General features: G+C 68.7%; 23 protein-coding genes. 7 read left to right on the top strand and 16 right to left on the bottom strand.

Annotated elements, in window-relative coordinates:
• Position 1: 1 nt before the first annotated feature.
• From Aple_RS30970 to Aple_RS30955, 5 genes are all read right to left on the bottom strand, one after another.
• Entirely contained in the window at positions 2 to 3,223 is a 3,222-nt protein-coding gene (locus Aple_RS30970) for an ABC transporter permease (protein ID WP_155348248.1), read from the bottom strand.
• A 240-nt stretch (positions 3,224 to 3,463) separates the two neighbouring features.
• On the bottom strand, positions 3,464 to 3,877 hold the full coding sequence (locus Aple_RS30965; RefSeq protein ID WP_155348247.1) for a ClpX C4-type zinc finger protein: 414 nt from the start codon (positions 3,875 to 3,877) through the stop codon (positions 3,464 to 3,466).
• A 143-nt stretch (positions 3,878 to 4,020) separates the two neighbouring features.
• Positions 4,021 to 4,257 (bottom strand): DUF397 domain-containing protein, encoded by a 237-nt coding sequence (locus Aple_RS30960; protein WP_155348246.1) that lies wholly within the window; start codon positions 4,255 to 4,257, stop codon positions 4,021 to 4,023.
• Between the two features lie 54 nt (positions 4,258 to 4,311).
• Positions 4,312 to 4,560: a Scr1 family TA system antitoxin-like transcriptional regulator gene (locus Aple_RS56400; RefSeq protein WP_373869657.1), complete on the bottom strand. Its 249-nt coding sequence runs from the start codon at positions 4,558 to 4,560 to the stop codon at positions 4,312 to 4,314.
• A gap of 42 nt (positions 4,561 to 4,602) precedes the next feature.
• Positions 4,603 to 5,250 (bottom strand): dihydrofolate reductase family protein, encoded by a 648-nt coding sequence (locus Aple_RS30955; protein ID WP_155348245.1) that lies wholly within the window; start codon positions 5,248 to 5,250, stop codon positions 4,603 to 4,605.
• 102 nt (positions 5,251 to 5,352) lie between these two features.
• Between Aple_RS30955 and Aple_RS30950 the strand changes: the two genes are divergently transcribed.
• Positions 5,353 to 6,255, top strand: a complete 903-nt coding sequence (locus Aple_RS30950) for a LysR family transcriptional regulator (RefSeq protein ID WP_155348244.1) — start codon at positions 5,353 to 5,355, stop codon at positions 6,253 to 6,255.
• Between the two features lie 68 nt (positions 6,256 to 6,323).
• Here Aple_RS30950 and Aple_RS30945 read toward each other — a convergent pair whose 3' ends face one another.
• The 6 genes from Aple_RS30945 to Aple_RS30920 form a co-directional block, all read right to left on the bottom strand.
• Positions 6,324 to 7,673, bottom strand: a complete 1,350-nt coding sequence (locus Aple_RS30945; protein ID WP_155348243.1) for a sensor histidine kinase — start codon at positions 7,671 to 7,673, stop codon at positions 6,324 to 6,326.
• A complete protein-coding gene (locus tag Aple_RS30940) occupies positions 7,670 to 8,341 on the bottom strand; it encodes a response regulator transcription factor (RefSeq protein WP_155348242.1) in 672 nt (223 codons plus the stop codon). The genes Aple_RS30945 and Aple_RS30940 overlap by 4 nt, the downstream gene beginning before the upstream one ends.
• A 51-nt stretch (positions 8,342 to 8,392) precedes the next feature.
• A complete protein-coding gene (locus tag Aple_RS30935) occupies positions 8,393 to 9,040 on the bottom strand; it encodes a hypothetical protein (RefSeq protein WP_155348241.1) in 648 nt (215 codons plus the stop codon).
• Positions 9,041 to 9,184: 144 nt separating this feature from the next.
• Positions 9,185 to 10,354 carry an AI-2E family transporter gene (locus Aple_RS30930; protein ID WP_155348240.1) on the bottom strand — a complete coding sequence of 390 codons (1,170 nt, stop codon included), beginning with the start codon at positions 10,352 to 10,354 and terminating at the stop codon, positions 9,185 to 9,187.
• 679 nt (positions 10,355 to 11,033) lie between these two features.
• Positions 11,034 to 11,306 carry a 30S ribosomal protein S20 gene (gene rpsT, locus Aple_RS30925; protein WP_155348239.1) on the bottom strand — a complete coding sequence of 91 codons (273 nt, stop codon included), beginning with the start codon at positions 11,304 to 11,306 and terminating at the stop codon, positions 11,034 to 11,036.
• Positions 11,307 to 11,681: 375 nt separating this feature from the next.
• Entirely contained in the window at positions 11,682 to 12,692 is a 1,011-nt protein-coding gene (locus tag Aple_RS30920) for a glycosyl hydrolase family 18 protein (protein WP_155348238.1), read from the bottom strand.
• 73 nt (positions 12,693 to 12,765) lie between these two features.
• Here Aple_RS30920 and lepA point away from each other — a divergent pair, with 73 nt between their 5' ends.
• Positions 12,766 to 14,595, top strand: a complete 1,830-nt coding sequence (lepA, locus tag Aple_RS30915; RefSeq protein ID WP_155348237.1) for a translation elongation factor 4 — start codon at positions 12,766 to 12,768, stop codon at positions 14,593 to 14,595.
• A gap of 6 nt (positions 14,596 to 14,601) precedes the next feature.
• Here lepA and Aple_RS30910 read toward each other — a convergent pair whose 3' ends face one another.
• Positions 14,602 to 15,801 (bottom strand): PucR family transcriptional regulator, encoded by a 1,200-nt coding sequence (locus tag Aple_RS30910; protein WP_155348236.1) that lies wholly within the window; start codon positions 15,799 to 15,801, stop codon positions 14,602 to 14,604.
• 128 nt (positions 15,802 to 15,929) lie between these two features.
• On the opposite strand from Aple_RS30910, the gene Aple_RS30905 reads away from it, so the two are divergent.
• From Aple_RS30905 to Aple_RS30890, 4 genes are all read left to right on the top strand, one after another.
• Positions 15,930 to 17,210 (top strand): alkyl sulfatase dimerization domain-containing protein, encoded by a 1,281-nt coding sequence (locus Aple_RS30905; protein ID WP_155348235.1) that lies wholly within the window; start codon positions 15,930 to 15,932, stop codon positions 17,208 to 17,210.
• Between the two features lie 237 nt (positions 17,211 to 17,447).
• Complete coding sequence (locus Aple_RS30900; RefSeq protein ID WP_155348234.1) at positions 17,448 to 17,726, top strand: hypothetical protein; 279 nt, start codon at positions 17,448 to 17,450, stop codon at positions 17,724 to 17,726.
• Between the two features lie 57 nt (positions 17,727 to 17,783).
• Positions 17,784 to 18,422 carry an MOSC domain-containing protein gene (locus tag Aple_RS30895; protein WP_155348233.1) on the top strand — a complete coding sequence of 213 codons (639 nt, stop codon included), beginning with the start codon at positions 17,784 to 17,786 and terminating at the stop codon, positions 18,420 to 18,422.
• A gap of 124 nt (positions 18,423 to 18,546) precedes the next feature.
• The gene (locus Aple_RS30890; RefSeq protein WP_155348232.1) at positions 18,547 to 19,536 is read left to right on the top strand and encodes a methyltransferase; all 990 of its coding nucleotides are present in this window, start codon (positions 18,547 to 18,549) and stop codon (positions 19,534 to 19,536) included.
• A 108-nt stretch (positions 19,537 to 19,644) separates the two neighbouring features.
• Here the strand turns inward: Aple_RS30890 and Aple_RS30885 are convergent, their stop codons facing one another.
• From Aple_RS30885 to Aple_RS30875, 3 genes are all read right to left on the bottom strand, one after another.
• Positions 19,645 to 20,898 carry a hypothetical protein gene (locus Aple_RS30885; RefSeq protein ID WP_155348231.1) on the bottom strand — a complete coding sequence of 418 codons (1,254 nt, stop codon included), beginning with the start codon at positions 20,896 to 20,898 and terminating at the stop codon, positions 19,645 to 19,647.
• Positions 20,899 to 20,936: 38 nt separating this feature from the next.
• The gene (locus Aple_RS30880) at positions 20,937 to 21,266 is read right to left on the bottom strand and encodes a PadR family transcriptional regulator (RefSeq protein ID WP_155348230.1); all 330 of its coding nucleotides are present in this window, start codon (positions 21,264 to 21,266) and stop codon (positions 20,937 to 20,939) included.
• Positions 21,267 to 21,484: 218 nt separating this feature from the next.
• Positions 21,485 to 22,753 carry a glycoside hydrolase family 18 protein gene (locus Aple_RS30875; protein WP_155348229.1) on the bottom strand — a complete coding sequence of 423 codons (1,269 nt, stop codon included), beginning with the start codon at positions 22,751 to 22,753 and terminating at the stop codon, positions 21,485 to 21,487.
• Between the two features lie 136 nt (positions 22,754 to 22,889).
• Here Aple_RS30875 and hemW point away from each other — a divergent pair, with 136 nt between their 5' ends.
• A complete protein-coding gene (hemW, locus tag Aple_RS30870) occupies positions 22,890 to 24,107 on the top strand; it encodes a radical SAM family heme chaperone HemW (RefSeq protein ID WP_155348228.1) in 1,218 nt (405 codons plus the stop codon).
• 11 nt (positions 24,108 to 24,118) lie between these two features.
• On the opposite strand, the gene Aple_RS30865 is transcribed toward hemW, so the two are convergent.
• A complete protein-coding gene (locus tag Aple_RS30865) occupies positions 24,119 to 24,928 on the bottom strand; it encodes a DUF3097 domain-containing protein (protein WP_155348227.1) in 810 nt (269 codons plus the stop codon).
• Between the last annotated feature and the right edge of the window lie 5 nt (positions 24,929 to 24,933).

Here is a 24,933-nt window from a genome sequence, read left to right as displayed (position 1 = left end):
GTCAGTCCTCCCCGATGCGCAGCGCGCGGCCGAGCCCCTGGCGGCGCAGCGTGCGGGCGAGCCCGCCCACCACCGCGAACAGCACCACGGTCACGGCCGCGAGCAGGGCGATCGTCGCGCCCCATGGAATGTCCAGCAGCACGCCGGGCGTGACCGAGGTGGCCTGCCCGGTCAGCACGATGTGCGGCACGACCAGGGTGGCCACGACGGCGGCGAGCACGGTGCCGCCGAGCAGCGAGAGGCCGATGATGAACGCCTGCTCCACCGCGAGCAGCCCGAACACCTGCCGGAAGCTCACCCCGAGCGCGCGCAGCAGCACGAACTCGGTCATCCGCTCCCGGGCCGCCACGGCCGCGTTGACCATGAAGCCGAGCACCGCGAACACCAGCGCCGCCGCGAAGCCGAGGATCAGCGCCCCCTGCAGGCCGCTGGCCAGCGGGTCGTCGCGCAGTTGCCGGGTCAGCGCGGCCCGATCCACCACGGTGTGATCCCATTCGGGGTGCGCGGCCAGCTCGGCCGCGGCCCGCTCGTCCGGGGTGGCCAGCCACCACTCCCCGGCCAGGTGCGGCGGCCGCGCCGTCGTCAGGTCCCGCGCCTGCAAGGTCTCCAGATCGGCGAGTACGGCGGGAGCGTTCCCACTCGTCCCCGGCATCGCGGTCACGATCCCGACCGGCATGACCGGAATATCCTGCCCGTCGATGGACAGCTGCGAGGCCCGCCCCACGGCCAGCTTCGCCGACGCGGCCACGTCGGCGGTGACCACGACCGGCAGCAGCGGCGTCTCGGGCGTCCCCGGAATCACCGCCACGAAGCCCGGGCTCTGCGCTTCGGGGAACTCCTCGGCGTTGGCGCGCGGCACCTGCAGGGTGAGCAGCCCGCCGGCGATGGCCTCCGGCGGCGGCAGCTGCCCGGTGCCCCGGACGATGGCCGTCCACTCGGGCGCGGCGAGCGGCTGCCCGTCGGCGGCGATACCGGACACGCTCATCGTGAACGGCGACCCGATCGCCGGCACCGGCACGTCCAGCAGCAGGCCGGTCAGGCTCAGCGGGTACGCGATGGACCCCGACCGTCCCGCGAACGCGGTCAGGTCCACCGTGAGCACATGGTCGGCGCCGTCCGGAACCAGCAGCCCGGCCCCGGCCTCGTGCCGCGCGCCGAGCGCGTCCCGCAGCACCAGCCGGGGCGCCAGGCTCCGGTAGGACGCGGCCACGTCGGGTTTGCCGAGTTCGAGCCGGACGGTCATCGCGAGCGTCTTCGGCGTTCCGGGAACCTGGACCGCCGGGAACTCGGGCCGCTCCCCGGCCAGATCCCGCCCGAGCGTGGCCACCGGGTCCTCGGCCAGGTCGCCGCGGAGCGTCATCAGCCGGTCCAGCTTGGTCGCGTCGACCGCCAGGAACGTGGCGTCCACCGCGCCCACTTCAACCGAGCCGCGGTAGACCGGGCTGGCCGTGGTCACGCCGGGCAGCTTCGCGAAGGTGGGGCCCCGGCCGAGCGGGCCCAGTTCGGCGCCCGCCACGGGACCCGCCACCCGAAGATCGGCGGAGGCGAGGTGATCGGCCTGATCCCGCTGCGAGTTACGCCAGGTCGCCGCCGTGGCGATCGACACCACGCCGATCGCGATGGCCATGGTGAGCAGCAGCACCGGACCCGAGTAGCGCAGCGGCCGGCGGCTCACCTGCCACGCGCCCAGCGCCGGAGCCAGCGACCGCCGCCTGCTGGTGAGCCGTTCTGCCAGCTTGGCCACGATCGGGACAAGCCGCAGCCCCAGCATGCCGCCGCACAGCAGCGCCAGCGCCGGCCCCATCACGATCAGCGGGTCGATCCCGAGCCCGCCGCCCGCGGTGGACGTCACCGGCGCGCCGTAGCGCCGCAACTGCCACACCGCCAGCGCCGCCACCGCGAGCAGCACCAGGTCGCCGCCCGCCCGCTGGATCAGCCCCTGCTTCTCGCCCCGCCCGCGCGCCGACTGCTCCTCCACGTACGTACGCCGTGCGCCCCGCACCGCCGGCAACGCCAGCAGGATCGCGCAGGCCACCGCCACCCCCGCCGACACCACGAATGTCATCGTGTCCGGCGTGGGCGTGAGCCGTACGCCCGAGGCCTTGAACCACGGGATGGAGCTGACCAGCTGCAGCAGCGGCGGGGCCAGGAACGGCGCGACGATTGCGCACGGCACCGCGACCAGCAGCGACTCCGCGCCCGCGAGCAGGCCGAGGCGCACGCTGCCCGCGCCGCGCGAGCGCAGCAGCGCCACCTCCATGCGCCGGTGGTCGGCGAGCAGGCGCGCGGTCAGCATCAGCGCGTAGGCGGCGAGCAGGAGCAGCTGGAGCACCGGCACCAGCATGGTCGAGCGGGCCACCAGGGCGGCCTGGTCGAGCTGGGCGAGCATGTCGGGCAGGCGGCTGGAGGCCGTACAGGCGGAACAATCCGCTTTGAGGCGATCGCCGAGCCCGGCGACGTGGTCGGCGAACGGCCGTAACTCGTCCCGGGGCAGATCCCGCAGATCCGGTACGGCGAGCCAGGACGCCGTGACATTCGTCGCGAACCTCGCGACGAAGGTCTCTCTGGGCACGACCAGCGGCCCATAAGTCGTGTAGTTGCCGATGGACGAACCCCGGCGAAGCACATCATCCCCGGCCCAGCGGTCACTGTACGGATCGGTGAGCTGGAAGATCCCGGCCAGCCTGACGTCGACCGGCTTGTCGTCGAGGCGTCCGACGATGCGGAACTCGCTGCCGACCGAGACGTTCATGGCCTGGGCGGCGGGCTGGGAGAGCACCGCCTCGACCGGGCCGGACGGCTGGTCCTTCGGCCAGGCGCCGTTGATCAGGCGAGCGTGCCGCTCAAGCCCTTCATAGGCGGCGAAGCGGGTGAGTTCCGGCAGTTCACGCTTTTCCTGGCCGGGCAGGGCGAAGGAGTCGGAGCGGATGTTGACGCTGACCTCGGCCGGGATGTCGCCGTAGGTTTCGGTGAATTCGAGCCGTACGTTCCGGTCGAAGGCCTGGAAGGTGGTCGCGTCCACCGGCGCGCTGACCCGGGCCGACACGGTCTCCAGCGACGCCGTCTCCATGGCGCGCCGGACGCCGACCTCGGTGACCGACACCGCGTACATGGTCAGCGCGACCAGCGCGGTGGTGGCGAGCAGAATGGAGCCGAACGCGGCCACCAGCAGCAGCGGCTCGCTGACCGCGCGCCGCAGGACCAGCGGTGTTCGCCCCCGCATCGACGACCCCCAAGGTTTTCGCCCCGATGTCCGGTATTTCGCTCACCTTAGGGGATTTCGGGCGCTTGACCATGGGTCAAAGGAATAGGTGATCCAGCCGATACGCTGCGGCGATGCACATGTGATATCGAAAACGTGACAATTTCCCTCTTGAGATCACATAGCGATCCCGATACGCGAGGCAAGATCGTTCTGTCTGGTATGGGGATCTTTTGGGCGCATGCCGCACCGGTGAGGGGTTCACTCCTCGCCGGAGAACTTCTCCCAGGCGGACTGGCGGGTGGTCCCGAGGGCGGCGCCGATCCTGGCCCAGGTGACGCCACGGTCGCGCAGCCGCTCCACCCAGACCTTGAGGTTGGCGTCCACCTGCGCGCCAACCGACGCGATCCTGGGCAGGAAGTCGAGAATCTCCTCGTCGGTCATCGCGTCCGGCCAGGGCACTTCCGGTATTTCGGGCAGCTCAGCGGTCGGTACGGACTGCGCGGCCGGAGCGGCTTCGGACTCGGCGATCTCTTTCAGCATCTCCGCACAGAGCTGCACACATTCGTTGCAGATGAAGACACCGGCGCCCGCGATCAGCTTGGCGACCTCGTTCTTCGGCTTGGCACAGAACGAGCAGCGAATGTCCTGCTCGGCGAGGCTGGGGGCGGGCATGGGCACTCCTCATCTGAGTGATGTCAGGCTGACCCTGACATCATGCCCTGTCAGGGTTGGCCTGACAAGGGGAGGCGGGCTCGGAACGACAAAGCAGCCCCCCACATGAGGAGAGGCTGCTCTTTCGCGCCGGTATGACTTCGTCAGATCATGTCGTCGAATTCGCCGTCCTTCATACCGAGCCGGAACGCTTCCCATTCGGCAGGGGTGAAGTACAGCTTGGGGCCTTCCGGATTCTTGGAATCACGGAAGACGATGAGGCGTTCCTGGTCGGCTTTGTGGGCGGCCGCGTCGGTCGGTGAGTGGAGAACGCCGACTTCGACACAGTTCGCGCCGCCGTTGCTGTGCCAGTGGACGTCGGAGGGGTCCATTTTGGACATCCTTACCTTCCTCTCCAATGACCTATGCGGGGATCTTGTCGGCTATCGAACTGATCAGCTCTTGAGATTTTTCTGGGCCGAGCGCCCGAGCCACGAGAAGATCCAGGACCTGGATATATGCGGAAATATCCACATCCTGCTCCATGTAGATGGAGCCCCCCGGAAGTATTCGAAGTATACGACGTCTCGGTCAATAGCCTCCCGAAAGCGGAGGACGTGGAAGCCACCCTGAATGCCTGAATGCGCGCCCGCGCGGAAGGGCGAGATCTGCACGGTGACGTTATTGGGCCGCGACGTCCGCAAGAGATGGGTGTCCAAGGTCTGCCAGCTTGATCGCCTTCGCGGTCACCGGCTCTTGGCCGTGAATGTCAGATGGGTGACGCCAGAGGGCGTCGAGACCGCCTCGATGTGGTACGCCTCCTCCAGCGACTCCAGGCCGTCCCAGAGTCGGACACCGCGGCCGAGCACGATCGGGACCTGTACCAGGTGCATGTGATCGACCAGCCCTTCGGCGAGGAAGTCGCGTACCACCGAGGGCCCGCCGCCGAGACGCACGTCCTGGCCACCGGCCGCCTCGCGGGCCCTCTTGAGCGCCTCGGCGGGTGTGGCGTCAAGGAAGTGGAACGTGGTGTCGCCCTCCATCTCGATCGATGGCCGCGGCCGGTGGGTGAGCACGAAGACCGGCGTATGGAACGGCGGGTTGGCGCCCCACGCGCCCTTGTAGTCGGGGTCGTCCTGCCAGCCCGGCGGGCCGAACTTGCCGGCGCCCATGATCTCGGCGCCGATGCCGGGACCGTGCATCGCGGCGAACACGTGGTCGGCGCCGCCACTGCCGCCCCGGCCGCCGCCCATCTCATGCCAGAACTGGGTGGCGAACATCCACTCGTGCAGGCGTTCGCCGGCGTGCCCGAACGGGGCGCCGGGGGCCTGACCGGCGCCGGTAGCGAAGCCATCGAGCGAGATCGAGAAGTTGTGAACTCGTACGTCGGACATCAGAGTGCTCCTTCGATGGTGAGTTATGGACACCAGCATGGACCAATAGATTAATGACGTCTAATGCTAATATTTCGACAATCTCATCGATATTCTCGATGAATGCTCAACCTGATCCATCTCAAGGTTCTGGCCGCGGTGGCGCGACATGAGTCCGTGACCGAAGCGGCGAAGGAGCTGCACTACTCGCAATCGTCGGTGAGCCACCACCTGGCACGCTTGGAAGCGGCCACCGGCGTCAAGCTCATCCAGCGCGTCGGCCGCGGGATCCGATTGACCCCGGAAGGGCGACTGCTGGCCATCCGGGCCAGCGAGATCGTGGGACGGGTGGACGCGGCCACCAACGAGCTGGCAGCACAGGTCGGCTTGCAGGCGGGGCGGGTTCGCCTGGCCGCCAACGCGTCGGCGCTGAGCACGATCGTGCCCAAGGCGGCCGCCACGCTGGCCCAGGCGCACCCGGGACTCGAGCTGAGCCTGATCGACCGTCACCCGGTCGAAGCGCTACAGATGCTGCGACACGGCGAGATCGACATCGCACTCATCTTCCAGCACGCCGACGCCCCACTCGAAGAAGAGGAGGGATTCCGCCTCGTCCACCTCTGCGACGACCCGATCTACCTCGTAAGCCGGCGACCCGACGACAGCATCGCCAACCATCGCCATTCCGCCTGGATCGGCGGTTGCCGGCGGTGCCAGGACGAGCTGATCACCGTGTGCCGGCAAAAAGGCTTCACCCCACGCATCGCATCACTCAGCGACGACATGGTCGTCGTGCAAGCCCTCGTCGCCGCCGGCAACGGCGTCGCCACCCTGCCCGGACTCGCGCTGCGAGCCCACCGCCGCCCCGACATCCACACCACCGAACTCACCGGCTTCCCCCGCCAGATCTACGCCGCCACCTACGGCGAACCACCCGACCCGCCCGCCACCGCCGCCGTGCTGGCAACTCTTACCGAGGCAGCCAAGCGAGCGACGTCGAATGCGCTGACGACGCCCCTCCACTGACGATCAGGGCTCAACCGTGTCGGCCATCGACGCCGCCGTGCCGGAAGCGGCAAGGCCGGGTGTGATTCCTAGGGCTCCGCGTGTTCGATGCATACCGGCAGTACCAGCCGCAGTGTCGCGCCACTTTGACACGGTACGACTTCTGCTGTCCCGCCATGAGCTTCGGCGACCTGTCGGACGATGGCCAGGCCTAGGCCGGAGCCGGGGTGCGCGCGGGCTGCGGGTGAGCGGTAGAAGCGGTCGAAGACGAATTCGAGGTCGCTTTCGGGGATCCCTGGGCCGGTGTCTGCGACGTCGAGGATGCCCGCCTTGACGCTGATCCGGACTCGGCCGCCGGACGGGCTCCACTTCACGGCGTTGTCGACAAGGTTCGCGACGGCGCGTTCGAGGGCGTCGGGGTCTCCGTGGACGAGAGTGGGCGTGCAGGTCAGCTCGAATCCGATCTTCGGCGCCCGACGCGCCGCGCGGGCTGCGACGCGCTCGGCGACGAGGTCGAGGCGGACGTCTTCGGTGTGGAACGCGGGCTGGCCGTACCTGGCCAGGTCGACCAGGTCGTTGACCAGCGTTTTGAGTTCGCCGGCCTGGCCGAGCGCTTCGGCGGCGAGGAGCGGGGCCTGCGCGTCGGCCAGGTTTTCCGCCAGCAGCTCGAGATTCACGGTCAGGCTCGTCAGTGGTGTTCGGAGTTCGTGCGAGGCGTCGGCCACCAGGCGGCGCTGGGCGCCGACCGACTCGTCCAGGGCAGCGGTCATCGCGGCGAACGCGGAGCCGAGCCGGCCGATCTCATCCCGGCTGTCGGCGGGGATCGGGATGGTCAGGTCGCCCGTCGTGCGGATCAGTTCGACGGTCTCGGTGAGCCGGCCCACGGGGCGTAGGACGCGGCGTGCCGCCAGGCGTGAGGCCAGCGCCGCCAGAAGTCCGGCGACCACCGTCGAGCCGCCGAGCAGCCAGGCCAGTCCGCGTAGCGTGGGCACGGGATCGGCCACCGGGATGGCTGTGCGTACGAGCGCCCCAGGTGAGTCGGGGAACTGGGCGGTGTAGACGCGGTAGGCGACGCCTTTGTACACCGCGTCACGGAAGTAGGCAGGGGCGGTGCCGTTCGCGACGGCGACGTCGCGGGCGGTGAGGTCGACGAACTCCGTCGATGGCCCGGCCTGGACCGGATCCGGCACGATCTGGAGCTGGGTGTTCCCGATCCCGAGCGGAACAGCGGGGAAGTCCGGCTGCGCGTTGGATCTGTTCCACTTGGTCTTGATGGCCCTGGCCACCTCCGGTGCCTGGCCGACCGCCACGACCAGCGAGCTGTCGAGCTGGCCGCGGAGGTTGGCCTCCACAGCCGGATACAGGATCACCGACACCAGCACCAGCGCGCCCGCGACCACGGAACCGCCGGCGATGGCCAACCGGGTGCGCAGGTTCATGGCTCCTCGCGCAGAACGTAACCCAGGCCACGCACCGTCTGGATCAGTCTGCTGCCGCCGTCCGCCTCGAGCTTGCTGCGCAGGTAGCTGATGTAGACCCACAGCGCGTTCGACTCCGGGCCGAAGTCGTAACCCCAGACGGACTCGAAGATCTGGGTACGGCTCAGCACCCGGCCGGGATTGCGCAGGAACAGCTCCAGCAGCGACAGCTCCGTCTTGGTCAACTCCAGGTGCCGACCGGCACGCTCGGCCCTGCAGCCGCTCAAGTCCAGCTCGACGTCGGTGAAGCGCAGCGCCTCGGCCCTGGCGCCGCTGCGCCGGAGCAGGGCTCTGAGCCGGGCCCGCAGTTCGTCCAAGGCGAAGGGCTTGACCAGGTAGTCGTCGGCCCCCGCGTCGAGCCCGGCGACCCGGTCGGTGACCAGGTCCCGGGCCGTGAGCATCAGGATCGGCGTGTTCAGCCCGCCCGAACGCAGCGTCCGGCACACCTCCAGCCCGTTCGGTTCGGGCATGAGGACGTCGAGCACCAGCGCGTCCGGGCGGAACGCGCCGTGCTCGGCGAGGGCCGACGCCCCATCAGCGGCGGACGACACCTCGTAGCCGTCCCGGCGCAACGCAGCCTCCAAGGAGCGCCGCACAGCCGGGTCGTCGTCCACCACAAGTATCCGCATGGGCCCATCCTCATCGTCGACCCTGAAGCTGTGTGTAAGGTGCCGCGGTTGTCAGTCGTTGGCCAGCGACCGCTTCAGATCCCCCAACGCGCTCTTGAGCTGCTCGGAGCTGACCCCGAGCGAGGCGGCGATGTCGCCGAAGGCCTTGGACGTCGGATCGATTCCGCCAGCCGATCCCAACTCCACCACAGCGGCCAGAGCGGCCTTGGCCTCAGCCTGATCGACGCCGAGAGCCGCGGCCACTGACGCCGCCGCGGCGTCCGTGGTGAACGGCGAGCCTTGCGGGCCCTCCTTCTTATCCTGCTTGCCGTGGTCGTCACCCGGCGCGGGTTTGGCGTCCAGCGGTCCAAGACCGTCCTGGACTTGCGCGACTGGCAGCCCCAGGTTGGCCGCGACCGCCGCGTAGAAGGTGTCCGGCGTGACGTCGGTCGAGTTGGCCAGCGACGTCTTGGCCGCGAGCAGCGCGGCATCGAGCCGGTCGGTCGTCACGCCGAGCTTGGCCGCGAGCGCGGCGAAGTCGGTGTCCTCGGCCGTCTTGGACTTCCCGTCCGGCTTGACCGTCGCGGAACTGGACTTCGCGGCGTCCGGTGTCGGGGGCGAATCCGACGCCGACGCCGACGCCGACGCCGACGCCGTACCGGTGGCCGCCAGCGCGGCGAGCGTCACCGCGGTTACCACCAGTCGCGCGAGTTTCGTCATCGTGATGCCTTTCGTCCACTGAGCGCACCGGACGAGACCCGGCGCCGTGGTGACAAACACAAACATCGCGGCCTCAGGTGTGGTTTCGGCCAGCCTTAGAGGTTCCTTAGAACGGCAACCCGATCGCCGCTTCTAGCAGTCATCTCATGAGCGATCTAGGCGGGGGAAGGCGACCTCGCGCAGGACCAGGCGCAGCGCCGCCGCGACGGGGATGGCGATCAGGGCGCCGACGATGCCGAGCAGGGCGGCGCCGATGGTCACGGAGATGAGGGTGACGACCCCGGGGACCTCGACGGCCTTGCCCATGATGTGCGGGACCAGCAGATAGTCCTCCAGCAGCCGGTACGCGATGACGAAGCCGACGGTGGCCAGCGCGACCGGGAAGGAGACGCTCAACGCCACCAGGGAGATGACCACGCCGCCGATGGTGGAGCCCACCACGGGGACCAGGTCCATGAGGGCGACGAAAATGGCCAGGAGCAGCGCGTACGGGACGTGGAAGATCGCCAGCCAGATGAGGGTGAGGACGCCGGCGATCAGGGAGGTCACCAGGTTGCCGAGGACGTATCCGCCGACCTTGCCGAGGATGTCGTCGCTGATAAGGATCGCCCGAGGGCGGCGGGAGTTGGGGACGCAGCGGTAGACGGTGGCCTTGATCCGGGGCAGGTCGGCCAGGAAGTAAATGGTCAGGACCAGCACGATCACCAGGGAGGCGGCCGCTCCCACGACCACTCGCCCCGCCCCGAGGACGCCGCCCACCAGTGCGGTTTCGCCCTTGCCTGTGCCGAATTGCTCGACGAGGTGGGCGAGGTTGAACCGTTCGTTGAGCCGGCCGATGAACGTGTTGTGGCTGGTCGCCTCCCGGAGATAGGTGGGCACCTCATGCACGAACTGGGCGCCTTGAGTGACGATGACCGGAATCGCCAGGGCGAGGAATCCGCCTACCAGCACGAGGGCCCCCACCACGATGGCGAGCACGCTCGCCCAGCGCGGCATGCCATGCCGCACCAGCCAGTTGGCCGCCGGGTCGAGGCCGATCGCGAGGAACAGCCCCAGGCCGATGAGAACCAGCACGTCCTTGATCGCGCCCAGCAGCAGGATCACCCCGTAGGTCGTGGCCACCCCCGCCGCGCCCATCATCCCCACGAAAAACGGAGACCGCCGATTGAACGGTCTCCCCTGCCGCCCGAACGGCTGTTCCTCCGACGAGATCGCACTCGCGGTCTCGACCGCACGCTCAACGGTCCCTTCAGGAGCGGGCTTCCCCGCCTCCGGGTTGGGGGACGCCGGCGGCTTCCCCTCTGGAGATTTCATGACATATCCCGGTCTCCCACCTTTCAGGTCCTTCCCCGTCCCCTGCGACATTCCCCCAGGTCAGGGGGCTTTGCCAGAACTTGGGGGACAATCTGGGAAATTCACGAAGGGCGAAGGGGCCTCCGATATTCCGGCCCGGGTAAATGTCAGTCGGAGCAGGTAAGCTCCCGCGAGTGTCGCGCAGCCAGTGGCCCGCCGCCGGGCCTCCCGCCGCGATCGGAACCACACTGACCACAGCAATCCCGATCAACGCGAAGGTTGTCGATGAAACACACGCTCCTCGCCCTGTCGGTCCCTGATGGGCCGCAGCCCTCCTTGCCTCCTGCGCCGGTCTCGCCGTCAAGGACGACGACCCGGCCCCGGGGGGACCGCTCCGCTGGATCGCCGCGTCGCTGGTTCCGCTGACGCTCTCAACGCGGCTGGGATCTCCGTAGGGATCGCGACAAGACTTGGCCGTTGGCCGTATGGAAGGCGCCAAGACCGGCAGAAGCTCCCAAAACGCCACGCGTCCACCGCTTCGGCCACGGCGTCCTTCGCGGGGATGCCGGTGTCCACGCTCATCTGTTGCCAGGCGGGCGTCTTGCTTGTGCCTGGCCATCCGTTCGGATGGCCGGTGTCACCTGTCCGGACACGCGAAGAAACGCCGCCTCCGGGCAGGGAGGCGGCGTTCTCGGTTGGGCTACTTGGCGGCCTGGAGGGCGGCCGCGCGCTTGGCGATGGCCGACTTGCGGTTGGCGGCCTGGTTCTTGTGGATGACGCCCTTGCTGACGGCCTTGTCCAGCTGACGGCTGGCGGCGCGCAGAGCGATCAGGGTCGCCTCGGCGTCGCCCTGGTCGGCGGTCTCGCGGAACTTGCGGACCGCGGTCTTGAGGGACGACTTGACTGCCTTGTTGCGCAGCCGGGCCTTCTCGTTCTGCTTGTTGCGCTTGATCTGGGACTTGATGTTCGCCACGAAGGAAGCCTCGGATTTGAAGTCTTGGTCGGATGGATCGCGCACGGCTCGTTGAGAGGGCGCGCCACACGCAGTTGGACAGGATACCAACAGCCCAGGCGGGCACTCAAATCATGAGCTTGGGGCGGGCTCCTGCCTACGCCAGTTTAGCCTGAACCACGGCTCCGGCCCGCCATTACGACCCGAACAATGCCAGCTGGATCGTTTTCCTCCTCAGCCGATGCCGGTCGGGGTGATTTGCTGGCGATTTCCGGCGGGGTTTCTAGCGTGGGGCACTCCCGGTGGGCCGGACGGATCATGGCAGGGGGCATCGCCGCCCACGCGGGGATTCCTCCGTAGGCCAGACTTCAGCTCGGGCCGGAGCACCGGGTAGGGCTATTCCTCCTTGGCCCGGACCCAGGACTGCTCATACTCGCGCCAGTCCTCCTCGGTCGCGGCGAAGTCGACATACAGGGCGAGCCCCAGGTTGGCGCGAGGGCCATGGTCGGTGAGGGCGAGCCTGGTCCCCTCCGCGGCCATCGCGACACTCTCCGCGTAGTCGCTGATGCCGACCATATGGTCGTGGTACGCCGGAGCCCCGATGAGCAGGTCGGTCGTGTCAGGGGTGAGCTCCAGGGCCATGGCCGTCTGCCGGGCGACATATCCCCCGTACAGGGATTGCAGGGGTGTCCAGGAGTCGTACGTCATGATCGCGACCTGGTCGGTGAGTTCGGCCATCTGGCGGAAGTATTCCGGGGACCAGTACTTGGGATGGCCCCCAATCGTGCGGAAGAGGAAATTGGCGCCGCTGACCGGTTCGATCTGATGGGTGGCCACCGAGAGCACGGCCGAGCCGATCGCCTGCCGGGTTTCGCGCATCAGGGCCAGGTAGTCGGCGTCGCCGTCGTCGACCGGCTCGAAGTCGTAGTGGATGCCGTCGAAGCCGAGATCCACGAGGGTTTTCGCGCCCGCGACCACCCGAGCCCGGGTCGCCTGATCCGCGAGGTTCAGATGGCCTTCGTCGTCCGGGTTGACCGTTTGGCCAAGCCAGGCGGAGATCCGTACTCCGGGAAGGCGGGCTTTCCACCAGGTCAGAAGGTTTGCCGCGTTCGGGTATTTCGCGGCGGGTAAGGTGCCGTTCGCGTCGAGGGGGCCGCTGTGGACGTACACGTCCTTCATGGAACCGAGCCGGGATGCGAGGATGTTGACGTCGGCGGCGGTGCGGCGGCCGTCCACCCAGGCGTGGCCGAGCCAGAGGGCGTCATTTCCAGTGGATTTGGCCCATGGCGCCGGAGTCCCGGCATAGTCCAGGCGCAACATGGCCGCGACGATCAGCACGAGCGTCAGCGGCACGGCCGCGATGATCGCGAGCCACTTGAGGACGCGCCGGGTGGTCAAGGAAGGCATCCGGACATGCCACCATGGAGGGTGGCTGCTCCGCCAGCCTTGAACGCCTCAGACCCTGTTGAAACGGACTTCGGTGCGCACTCAGACTGGCCAGACCGACCCTACGTTGATCCGCAACTTCTGCATCATCGCGCATATCGACCACGGCAAGTCAACCCTTGCCGATCGCATGCTGCAGATCACGGGCGTGGTCGACGACCGGTCCATGCGCGCGCAGTATCTGGACCGGATGGACATCGAGCGCGAGCGCGGCATCACGATCAAGTCGCAGGCCGTGCGGCTGCCCTGGAACGGGCACGTGCTCAACATGATCGACACCCCGGGGCACGTGGACTTCTCCTACGAGGTGTCGCGGTCGCTGCAGGCGTGCGAGGGCGCGATCCTGCTCGTCGACGCGGCCCAGGGGATCGAGGCGCAGACGCTGGCCAACCTGTACATGGCCATGAACGTCAACCTGCACATCATCCCGGTGCTGAACAAGATCGACCTGCCCGCCGCGCAGCCGGACAAATACGCGGAGGAGATCGCGCACCTGATCGGCTGCGAGCCGTCGGATGTGCTGCGGGTCTCCGGCAAGACCGGGGTGGGGGTGCGCGAGCTGCTCGACCACGTGGTGGACAGCGTGCCGCACCCGGTCGGCGACGCGGACGCGCCGGCCCGGGCGCTGATCTTCGACTCGGTGTACGACACGTATCGCGGGGTCGTCACCTATGTCCGGGTTATCGACGGGCATCTGGGCAAGCGTGAGCGCATCCTGATGATGTCCACGCAGGCGCAGCACGAGACGCTGGAGATCGGCGTCATCTCGCCCGAGCCGAAGGTCTCCGACCTGGGGCTCGGCGTGGGCGAGGTGGGTTACCTGATCACCGGTGTGAAGGACGTGCGGCAGTCGCGCGTCGGTGACACCGTGACGAGCGCCGCCAAGCCCGCCGGCGAGGCGCTGGGGGGATACGAGCATCCCAAGCCGATGGTGTATTCCGGGCTCTACCCGATCGACGGGGACGATTTCCCCGAGCTCAGGGAGGCGCTCGACAAGCTCCGGCTGAACGACGCCGCGCTGGTCTACGAGCCGGAGAGCTCGGCCGCGCTCGGGTTCGGCTTCCGCTGCGGCTTCCTCGGGCTGCTGCACATGGAGATCGTGCGGGAGCGGCTGGAGCGCGAGTTCAACCTGGCGCTGATCTCGACCGCGCCGAACGTGATCTACCGGGTCGTCATGGAGGATGGCCGGGAGATCGTGGTGACCAACCCGTCCGAGTTCCCCGAAGGCAAGATCGCCGAGATTCACGAGCCGGTGGTCAAGGCGACGCTGCTCGCCCCATCCGAGTACATCGGGGCGATCATGGAGCTCTGCCAGGGGCGGCGCGGGGCGCTGCAGGGCATGGACTACCTGTCCGAGGACCGGGTCGAGATCCGCTACACGCTGCCGCTCGGCGAGATCATCTTCGACTTCTTCGACCAGCTCAAGTCCAAGACGCGGGGGTACGCGTCGCTGGACTACGAGCCGTCCGGCGAGCAGGACTCGGATCTGGTCAAGGTGGACATCCTCCTGCAGGGCGAGGCGGTGGACGCGTTCAGCGCGATCGTGCACCGGGACAAGGCGTATGCCTACGGCGTGGAGATGGCCAAAAAGCTCAAGGACCTGATCCCGCGGCAGCAGTTCGAGGTGCCGATCCAGGCCGCCATCGGGGCTCGGGTGATCGCGCGCGAGAACATCCGGGCCATTCGCAAGGACGTGCTCGCCAAGTGTTACGGCGGTGACATCAGCCGCAAGCGCAAGCTGCTGGAGAAGCAGAAGGAGGGCAAGAAGCGGATGAAGATGGTCGGCCGGGTGGAAGTTCCCCAGGAGGCCTTCGTCGCCGCGCTGTCCACGGGGGAATCGTCCGCGGACAAGCCCAAGAAGTAACCGCGTTTATCGCGTGAGGCGGCGGACGGTCAGGGCCGCGCCGCAGAGCAGGATGCCCTGGGCGGTGCGCAGGTCGATGCCGGTCAGGTCGCGGACCCTGGTCAGGCGGTTGTCGATCGTGTTGGCGTGCACGCCCAGGTCGGCGGCGGTGCGGCGGCGGTCGAAGTCGCAGGCCAGGTAGCGGTTGAGGGTTTCCAGGAGTTGCTCGTCGAGGGGGGCGAGCAGGGCGGTCAGCTCGTCGGCGCTGTCGCCGGGGGTGCTCAGGTGGTAGTCCAGGAGCACGTCGCGGATGCCGTACACGCCGGAGGGGAGGTTGTTCTGCTCGGTGATGGCCGCGACGCGGGTGGTTTGGGTGGCGGCGGGTTGGATGTCGGCGAGGGTGGGGGCGTGCGCGAGGGCGAGCCGCACGGGGGCGCCGAGGGAGGTTTCCAGGCGGGTGGACAGCCGGGCGAGGGGGCGTTCAATGCTGGGCTGGGCCGGGAGGAGGGCGTGGCCGCCCTGGCCGTCCAGCAGGGTGAGGACGGGGTGGCCCGCGAGCGCGTCGAACTCGCGCTGCACGCTGCGCATCGTGCGCCTGGCCATGATCGCCTGACCGGTGGCGACGGCTCGGGTGGGCTGGTCGGTGGGTAATTTTTCGGTTGATATGCGGATTGCGATGACGTGGTAGGGCGGAGTGAGTTCCACGTCGTAGCGGGTGGCCTGGTCGTGGCGGCCTGAGATCAGGGCGTGCGCGACCGTACGAAGGGTCTCCCGGCGTTCGGACATGAGGGCGGACTGCTCCGCCAGGTACGCCTCGGTGATCGTCGCCGTGAGGATTTCCAGGGTGTTCAGCTGGAGGGTGGCGAGGTAGCGCAGGGCCTCCTCCTCGCCGGGTCTGGTGGCGGCGCAGAGCGTCTCCCAGATCACCCGATAGCCAATGTAATAGGCCGTCATCAGGTCCCTGAGCTGCACGCCCTCGTCCACTCGCTGGGCGGTTCTGTCCCGGAAGAGCTGCATGTCGGCGCCGGTGAGCTGATGTCCCTGGGCCAGGGCGAGGAACAGCCTGATGCCGTGCCGCGCGGTGGCGGCGATCTCCACATCCCGCATGTCGGAGGGGAGATCGCGGAGCGCGGCGTGCTGGTCGGCCACGATCTGGCGGGCGATCTGGTTCGCCTGGGGAAGGCAGCGCGCGGCGATCACGGCCGCGGTCGCGCGGATCTCGTCCACTCCTCATTGTGACATGTCACAACATCGGGATGAGCGGGCTGGGACGACCGCAGATTGCCTGGCCAGCCGGGCAAGGGAAGAGTTGGTCCCGCATTCTGGGACCGGCTCTCAGAGGGGGCTCGATCGGCATGTCTGAAACATTGTTCGATTACGCGGAACGGGTCTGGCAGGGTGAGCTGGACAGCAGTTGGTTCGGGGACGAAGTCCAGGACGTCACGAGGGGCGTCGGCTGGTATCCCTCCTTCGGCAACTCGATCACCTTCACCACGGGCGGCGAGCTGATCCTGTTCGACACCGGCTCGCCGTTCGGGGCGGCAAGCCTGTTTCGTGCCGTACGCGCCTGGACGCCCAATCCGCTGAGCATCGCGTTCTACTCCCACGGCCACATCGATCATGTCTTCGGCATGGGGCCCTTCGACGAGGAGGCCGCCGCCCTCGGCCGCCCCCGCCCGATCGTCGTCGCGCACCAAGGGGTGACCGAACGATTCGCCCGGTATGCGCTGACTCGCGGCTATAACAGGGTGATCAATCGCCGCCAGTTCCAGGATCCGTCCCTGGAGTGGCCGTCGTCCTACCGGTTCCCCGACGTCACGTACCACGACACGATGACCCTCACCCGGGGCGATCTGATGTTCCGTCTCTTCCACGTCAAGGGGGAGACGGACGACGCGACCATCGCGTACATCCCGCAGCGCAAGGTGCTGTGCATGGGTGACATGTTCCTCTGGGTGGCCCCCAACTGCGGCAACCCGCAGAAGGTCCAGCGTTTCCCCGCCGAATGGGCGCAGGCGCTCCACCGCGTCGCCGGCCTCGGCGCCGAGATCATGCTCCCCAGCCACGGCGCGCCCGTCTTCGGCGCGGAGCGCATCACTACCGCCCTGCTCGAAACCGCCGAATGGCTGGAAAGCCTGGTCGAACAGACCCTGCGACTCCTTAACGAGGGCGCCCGCCTCGACGAGATCATCCACGCCGTCCGACCGCCCGCGCACCTCGCCACCCGCCCCTTCCTCCAGGCCCGCTACGACGAGCCCGAGTTCGTGGTCCGCAACCTCTGGCGCCAGTACGGCGGCTGGTACGACGGCAACCCCGCCAACCTCAAACCCGCCCCCGACCCGGTCGTCGCCCAGGCCGTCGCCGAACTCGCGGGCGGCGCCCAGGCCCTGGCCGACGCCGCCCTCCGCGCCGCCTCCGACGGCGACCTCCGCCTCGCGGGCCACCTGGCCGAAATGGCCGCCCTGGCCGACCCATCCGACGAGGGCATCCACCGCGTCCGCGCCGACGTCTTCAGCGCCCGCGCCAAAACCGAACACTCCCTGATGGCCCAGGGCGTCTTCACTTGGGCAGCAGCCGAATCCCAGGCCATCATCGACGGCCACAACCCGGAAACCCGCTCCCCGTTCCGCCGTTAGAACATCCCTAGGGTTGTTTCGAGCGGCCCAACGCTTCCCATAAACCGAAGATGTCTTCGGGATTTCCGAATGGTCAATGATCGTGGATGAATCGAGCGGGCTCAGAATCTTCCTTCGAGTGTGAGCATCAGGCAGCCCATCCGTCGGGATGAGCCCGTGCCGCGGCCGGGCCGAAAATGTCGGTGGGCTCTTCTATCGTGGGTTCTCGAACGTGCGTGCGATACTGGGGAGGCTGGAGTGATTGCGGATGCGGTGGCGGCGGAGCGGTTCATGCGGGCCGCGATGCTGGGTGTGGCGATGGCGGTGGAGGCGCAGCGGATCCTTCGGGTGCATATGGGGGAGGGGTCTGGGGGTGAGGTCGCGGTGGATATTCCGTTTCCGGACTCGACGGTGATGGCGGCGGTGCTTGATGCGGCGGCCACGTGTTTCCCGGAGGCCATCGGGCCGCCGGAGTCGGCGCGGCAGGCGGTGTTACGTCCGCTGTTAGACCTGGCGGCGCTTGCGGAGAACTCCTGAACTCTCGGTGACGTGGGTGGGAGGTTGGTGCGGTCGTGGAGCCGGTAGCGTCTTTGTATGTACATACTCTCCGTGAATGTCGGGCGGGCGGTTGACGCTGCGTGGGCGGGCAATCTGAAGCGGACGGCGATCGACAAACGTCCGGTTGAGGGCCGGGTCGCGGTGATGGTCAACGGGCTCGGTGGGGATCAGCGGGCCGACATGGTGGCGCACGGGTCTCCTGATCAGGCTGTCTACGCGTACGCGCGGGAGGATTACGACTGGTGGGAGCCGCAGTTGGGGCGTGAGCTGCGGAATGGGAGGTTCGGGGAGAACCTGACCACGTCGGGTGTTGATCTGGGTCAGGCCATGCTGGGGGAGCGGTGGCGAGTGGGCACGGCTGTGCTTGAGGTGACCGCTCCACGTATTCCGTGTGTGGTGTTCCGGAACTGGCTCGATGAGCAAGGCTGGATCAAGCGGTTCACCGCCGCCGCACGCCCCGGGACGTATTTCCGGGTTGTCGAACTGGGGGAGTTGGGTGTCGGAGACGACATCGAGGTCCTGTCCCAGCCGCACGACAGCGTCACGATCACAGAGGCATTCCACGCCTATCACGGCAGCCGCGACCTGATGCGCAGAATCCTGTCCTTCCCCGGCCACGCCTCGGCCTGGGATCGCGTGGCAGAACGCGTCCTCAAGGGCGAGATCAACCAATAGAACTCACCGGCGAAGCGGGGAGCACACGTGGGGTTAAGCATACGTGGGGTTAATTGAGTGGAGGTGGTGGAGGAGGTTTGGTTAGAGTCCTTGCTCTTTGCTCAGATCGCGAAGGGAGATCCTCATGGGCGACGACGCCCCCAACGTGTGGATTCAGGCTGACATCGTGACTCCGATGGCCATTCGGGTGGCGGCCACGCTGCGGATCGCCGACCACATCACGCAGGGCATCACGACCGCCGCCGAGCTCGCCAAGGCCACGGACACCGACCAGGACGCGCTGGAGCGTCTGCTTCTTCATCTCGTCACCGCTCGCATCCTGAGCCGCCACCAAGACCATTACGCTCTGACCCCGGGCGGCGAGACCCTTCGCGACGACCATCCCGAGGGGCTGCGCCCGATGCTGGACGTGGCGAGCATGATCGGGCGGGCCGATCTCGCCTTCATCCACCTGCTGCACAGCATCCGCACCGGGGAGCCGTCCTTCGCCCGCCAATACGGCCGCCCCTTCTGGGAGGACGTCGCCGCCGACCCCACCCGTCTGGCCGAATACGACATCCAGATGGGTGTGGACGTCTCCGGTGACGCCCCGCACATCGTGGCAGGATTCGACTGGGGTTCACTCACCCACATCATGGACGTCGGCGGCGGCAACGGCACCCTGCTCACCGCCATCCTCAACGCCTACCCCACCCTCCGGGGCACCGTCTTCGACCAGCCGGACACCGCGGCGGCCGCCCACGAAACCCTCACCCGGGCAGCCCTGACCGACCGCGCCGACACCATCGGCGGCAGCTTCTTCGACCCTCTCCCCAAGGGCCCCGACGGCTACCTCCTCTCGGCCGTCATCCACGACTGGGACGACCCCTCCGCCATCGCCATCCTCCGCCGCTGCGCCGAAGCCGCCACCCCTGACGCCTCCGTCTTCGTCATCGAGAAAATAGGCGCCGACGGCGAATCCCTCCGCACCGGCATGGACCTCCGCGTCCTCGTCTACATGGCCGGCAAGGAACGCACCACAACCCAGCTGACCACCCTCGCCAGCACCGCCGGCCTCACCCTCACCGCCATCCACCCCGCAGGCGACCTCTCCATCCTCCAGTTCAAGCGCTGACCCACCCTTGAACAACACCGAGCGGGCCGCGCCGGAGCCGCTGCTTCCGGCGCAGCCCGCTCGTGGCGGCCAGCGGCGTGACCACCGGCAAGTCGCTGTGGATCGGTGTCAGCGGGCGGCGGTGGCGTCGTCGGGGGCGCTGGCGCGTAGGCGTCCGAGTGCCGTGCCGAGGGCCGCGCCGCCGACCGCGCCCATCGTCCAGAAGGCGATCATGCCGACGAGGAATTCCGGACGCAGTACGTCGAGGACCGCCGCTTGCCACGTCGGGGGTACGGCGTCGCCGGTGCTCAGGTAACCGGCCCGCTCGTGCGCCCAGACCACGGCCTCGGGAATGCCGACGGCGAGCACCGCCACCAGGGCGGCGAGCCCGGCCAGGGCTCCGGCGCGCAGCCCTGAGCCGAAGGATCGGTTGCGCCAGGCCGTGGTGAGCGCGACGGCGAGCAGCAGGACGCTCGGGACGGCCATCCAGAAGCCGAGCACGCCGCCCCGGCCGTTTTCCAGCGACCAGCGCGAGGCGGCGAACGACACAGCTGCCACGACGACCGCCACCCCGGCGGCCCGTACCCACGCGCCGGGCGGTTGCCCGTACCGCAGCGCGGTCCACACCCCGCCGAGGGCGAACCCGCGGCGCTCGGCCGGCGGGTCGATCGCCGCGAGCTCGGACCGGAGCGCGGCACCCCACGCGGACCGGCTCTCGGGTAGGTCGGCGGTGGCCAGGTCGAGCAGGAGCTGCCAGCCGTCGCGTACCGCGTGCCGACGGCCCGCGGTCTCGGTGCGGGAGCCGAGCGCCGCTCCGAGGACGGGCCACGGCAGTGCCCAGATCAGCGCGCCAAGGAAGACCTCGAACGGTACCAGCAGGTCGCCGTCGGCGAGGTTCGCGACGATCGGGAACCTGTCGGGCTCCGCCAGGTAGGCGGCGCGCAGCGGCAGATGCGCGGACGCGGTGCCGACGGCGACGGCGACGAGGGTGAGCAGCCCGGCGACGGTTCCGGCCCCGAAGCCGCGGGCACGGGCCACGGCGGCCGCGGCCAGGCCGGCGAGCACGGCGCACCCGACCGCCGCGAGCAGTCCGAGCACGACGGCCAACAGCGCCATGTCGAAGCCCCAGCGCGGGCCGTACGTGACCGTGGCGAGATAGGCGCGCTCCAGGCCGGCAGTGAGCACCCCGGCGACAGCGGTGACAGCGATCAGTCCCGGCCACACGGGGCGTCCGATGCTGTCCCGCAACGCGACGCGGGTGCGGGTGGCGAGAGTGCCCGCACCGCCCTGGCGTACAGCGTCACGCAGCCGGACCGTGAGCACCACGATCGCGAGCAGGGGCGCCGGTGCGAGCACCACCAGGAAGAGGAGGAGTAGGAGCATCTAGGGCCTCCGAACGGCAGGGGCGGCCGGGGTCGAGGTCAGGTGGTTCTGGGCGTGAGCCGGACCGCGTCCGCGGCGGGTGCGCCCTCGCTGGCCCGCGCCGACGTGGCGACGGTGCGCGCGAGCTCGGCGCCCGCGGTGGTGAGCCGGTACAGGTGCCGGGCCGGCCGCCCGCGCGGCGGGTCGGCCTCCCAGCAGGTCTCCACCTGCCCGCGCTCGGTGAGGCGGATGAGGATCGGGTAGACCGTGCCCGCCTTCAGGCCGAGGGCGCGGCACAGGTCGTAGCCGTGGCTCCAGTCCGCGCCTGTCTCGGCGAGGGCGCTGAGCACAGCCGCGGTCTGCGGCGAGGGTCGTCGTGCGCGTGCCATGACTCCAATATCTACCTAGATAGAGTTAGTGCGCAAGACCTCCCTTGCGGCGCGGCGCCAGCGATGTCGGCGGCAAGAGCGGCGGCTCCGATCGGGCTTTGCCATCGGGAGGAAGCCAGCTGACGTGGACGCGCCCGGCCGAGGAACCCGGCCGGGCGCGTCGATTGCATTGTGATCGTGGGCGGTCAGGGGGTGTGGGCCGCCTGGAGTTGTTGGGGTTAGCGGAGGACGGTGTAGAGGGCCTTGGTTAGGGAGGCCTTGTTGTCGTCCTGGTCGATGGACCACATCATGGAGCCGCCGAGGCCCTTGAGGCGGATGTAGGCCGCCTTTTCGAGGAGGACGGCGGGGTCGTCGTAGGACCAGAACTCGTTGCCGTCGTAGAGCCAGAGGGTGCCGGTGAGGAGGTCGCGGTAGCGCTTGCCGGGCTTGTTGACCAGGTCCTTGTAGTCTTCGACGCCGGCCGCCCACTTGCCGGGCGCGGGGCCGGTGGCGGGCTTCCAGAGGCCGTTGCCCCCGGTCACGCCGGTCCAGCCCTGGCCGTACGCGGGGATGCCCACCACGATCTTGCGCTTGGGTGCGCCGCGGGAGATGTAGTCGCGGACGGTCTGGTCCACGCTGTACTTGACCGGGTTCGGGTCTTTCCTGTCGGTGAACAGGTTGCCGTTGTGGCCGGTCCGGGGCTCCCAGGGGCCGTGCAGGTCGTACCCCTGGATGGTGGCGAAGTCGAGGTAGCTGAAGACCTTCTGGACCTCGAAGCCGGCGTCGATCTTCGCGGCGGCGGCCGGGAGGAAGGCGGTGAGCTCGTCCTTGCGGTCGTAGGCCTTCATCTGGCGGCGGAGTTCGGCCAGGAAGAGGGTGAAGTTCTGCTTGTCCTCGGGCCGGATCACGTTGCCGGCGTTGCCGTCGGAGCCGGGCCACTCCCAGTCGAGGTCGATGCCGTCGAAGACGCCCGCGCCCGCGCCGGGGGCCGAGCCGGGCAGGTTGCCCTTGAGCCACAGGTCGATGCAGGAGGCGGCCAGCTTGGAGCGCCCCTCGGGGGTGAGGACGGCGTCGGAGAAGTACGCCGAGCCGGTCCAGCCGCCCAGCGAGATCAGGACCTTGAGCTTGGGATACTTGGCCTTCAGCTTCTTGAGCTGGTTCATGTTGCCCTGCAGCGCGCCGGTGCCGTCGTCGGCGACACCGTCCACGCTCTGCTCGGCGGGCACGCCGCGCTGCCAGTCGGCCCACGGGTCGGCCGAGAAGCAGTCACCTTGCTGGTTGACGAAGCCGAACGCGTAGTTGATGTGGGTGAGCTTGGCGGCGGCGCCGCTGGTGTCCATGTCCTTGACGTGGAAGTTCCGTCCGTAGATGCCCCATTGGATGAAGTAGGCCACCCGCTTGAACTGCGAATCGTGCGTACGCGTCTGCGCCTGCGCCGGGGGTGCGAGCGCCACCCCTAAGAGGCCGGCGACGGCGGCGGCGAGCAGAGGGCGAAGAAGTCTCGTCACAGGTGTCTCCGCTGGTGAAAGGAGAAACTTATAGGAAAGTTTCCTTTAAGTTTCTGGGATCATAGAATCCCCTGACCGCCGCGTCAATGACGCTCGCGCGGTCTTAGCAGGGGGCCGGGCGCGGCAGACTGGGGGCATGCCTTCCGTGCTGCCTGATGGCGACCCCGTGCCGGAATCCGGCGAGCTGCCGGGCGGCGCGCTCGCGACACTCGGGGAGCGGCCGTTCGGGTTCTACGTGCACATCCCGTTCTGTGTGACCCGCTGCGGATACTGCGACTTCAACACCTACACGGCCGCCGAGCTGGGCCCGGGCGCGTCCCACCAGGACTACGCGGACACCGCGATCGATGAGGTACGGCTCGCGCGGCGCGTGCTCGGCGACACCGCGCTTCCGGTGCAGACCGTCTTCTTCGGCGGCGGCACGCCCACGCTGCTGGCCGCCGACGACCTTGTCCGGATATTGCGGGTGATCGACGCGGAGTTCGGGCTCGCGGCGGGCGCCGAGGTCACCACGGAGGCCAATCCGGAGTCGGTCGGGCCGCGTTCGCTGGAGACGCTGCGGGCGGGCGGGTTCACCCGGGTGAGCTTCGGGATGCAGAGCGCGCGGGAGCACGTGCTGCGGGTGCTCGATCGGCGGCACACGCCGGGGCGGGCGGCGCAAGCCGTACAGGAGGCTAAAGAGGCCGGGTTCGCGCATGTCAACCTGGATCTGATCTACAGCACGCCGGGGGAGAGCGACGACGACTGGCGGGCGTCGCTGGAGGCGGCGATCGAGGCCGGGCCCGATCATGTGTCCGCGTATTCGCTGATCGTCGAGGATGGGACCAAGCTGGCCGCGCGCATCCGCCGGGGCGAGCTGCCGATGCCCGATGACGACGTGGCCGCCGACCGCTACCTCATCGCCGACGAACTGCTCTCCAAAGCCGGGTACGGCTGGTACGAGGTGTCCAACTGGGCCACCTCAGCAGCCGGCCAATGCCGCCACAACCTGCTCTACTGGACGGGCGGCGACTGGTGGGGCGTCGGCCCTGGCGCGCACAGCCACATCGGCGGCACCCGCTGGTGGAACGTCAAGCACCCCGCCGCGTACGCCTCCCGCCTGGCCGCCCAAAAATCCCCCGCCCACGCCCGCGAGATCCTCACCTCCGACGACCGCGCGATCGAACGCGTCATGCTCGAACTCCGCCTCGCGGACGGTTTCCCGCTCGCCGACTTCGCTCCCCGGGTACGGCCCGCCGTGGCCCAGGCACTGACCGACGGCCTATTGGAGGTAGACGCCTTCAAAGCGGGCAAGGCCGTCCTCACCCTGCCCGGCCGCCTGCTGGCGGACGCCCTTATCCGCGACCTGACCTGAGGCCGTGTGGGTCAGCCTTCATCGCGAACCGTGACGAAGTCGATCAACTCTTCCACGCGGGCCAGCAACTCCGGCTCCAAATCCGCATATGTCGACACCCGTCCAAGAATGTGACGCCAGGCTTCCGCCGGATCGCGTCGCCAGCCGAGAGCGGCGATGACGCCTTCCTTCCACGGCACCCCACGCGGCACGACCGGCCACGCCGCGATCCCGGCCACGGAGGGCTTGACCGCCTGCCAGATGTCCACATACGGATGCCCCACGACCAGCACATCAGGCCCCGCGACCTGAGCGGCGATGCGGCTCTCCTTGGACCCGGGCACCAGATGATCGACCAGAACCCCGAGCCGCCGCCCGGGTTCCGGGCCGAACTCCGCGACGATCTCCGGCAGGTGGTCGACCCCTTCCAGGTATTCGACCACCACCCCCTCCACCCGCAGATCATGCCCCCAGATCTTCTCGACCAGCGAGGCGTCGTGCACGCCCTCCACGTAGATCCGACTCTCCCGCGCGACCCGGGCCCGCAGCCCGTCGACCGCGATCGATCCGGAGGCACTGCGCCGGGGCTTCGACGGACCCGACGGCCGCACCAGCGTCACCGGCTTGCCGTCCAGCAGGAACGCGGCGGGGGCGAGCGGAAAGAGCCGCCGTCGCCCATGCCGGTCCTCCAGCGTGACGGCCTCCTTGTCACAGGCCACCACGGCCCCGCAGAACCCCCCGTCCGCGTCCTCGACGACCAGGTCGAGTTCCGCGGGGATCTGCGGGATCTTGCCCCGCAGCGGCCGTCGCCAGTCTTCGGAGAACACGTCCCGCTCGTACATGCCGA

It is taken from the genome of Acrocarpospora pleiomorpha (genome assembly GCF_009687885.1).
Classification (GTDB): Bacteria; Actinomycetota; Actinomycetes; order Streptosporangiales; family Streptosporangiaceae; genus Acrocarpospora; species Acrocarpospora pleiomorpha.
The sequence above is the reverse complement of the archived record's forward strand: the minus strand, read 5'-3'. Positions and strand labels throughout refer to the sequence as shown.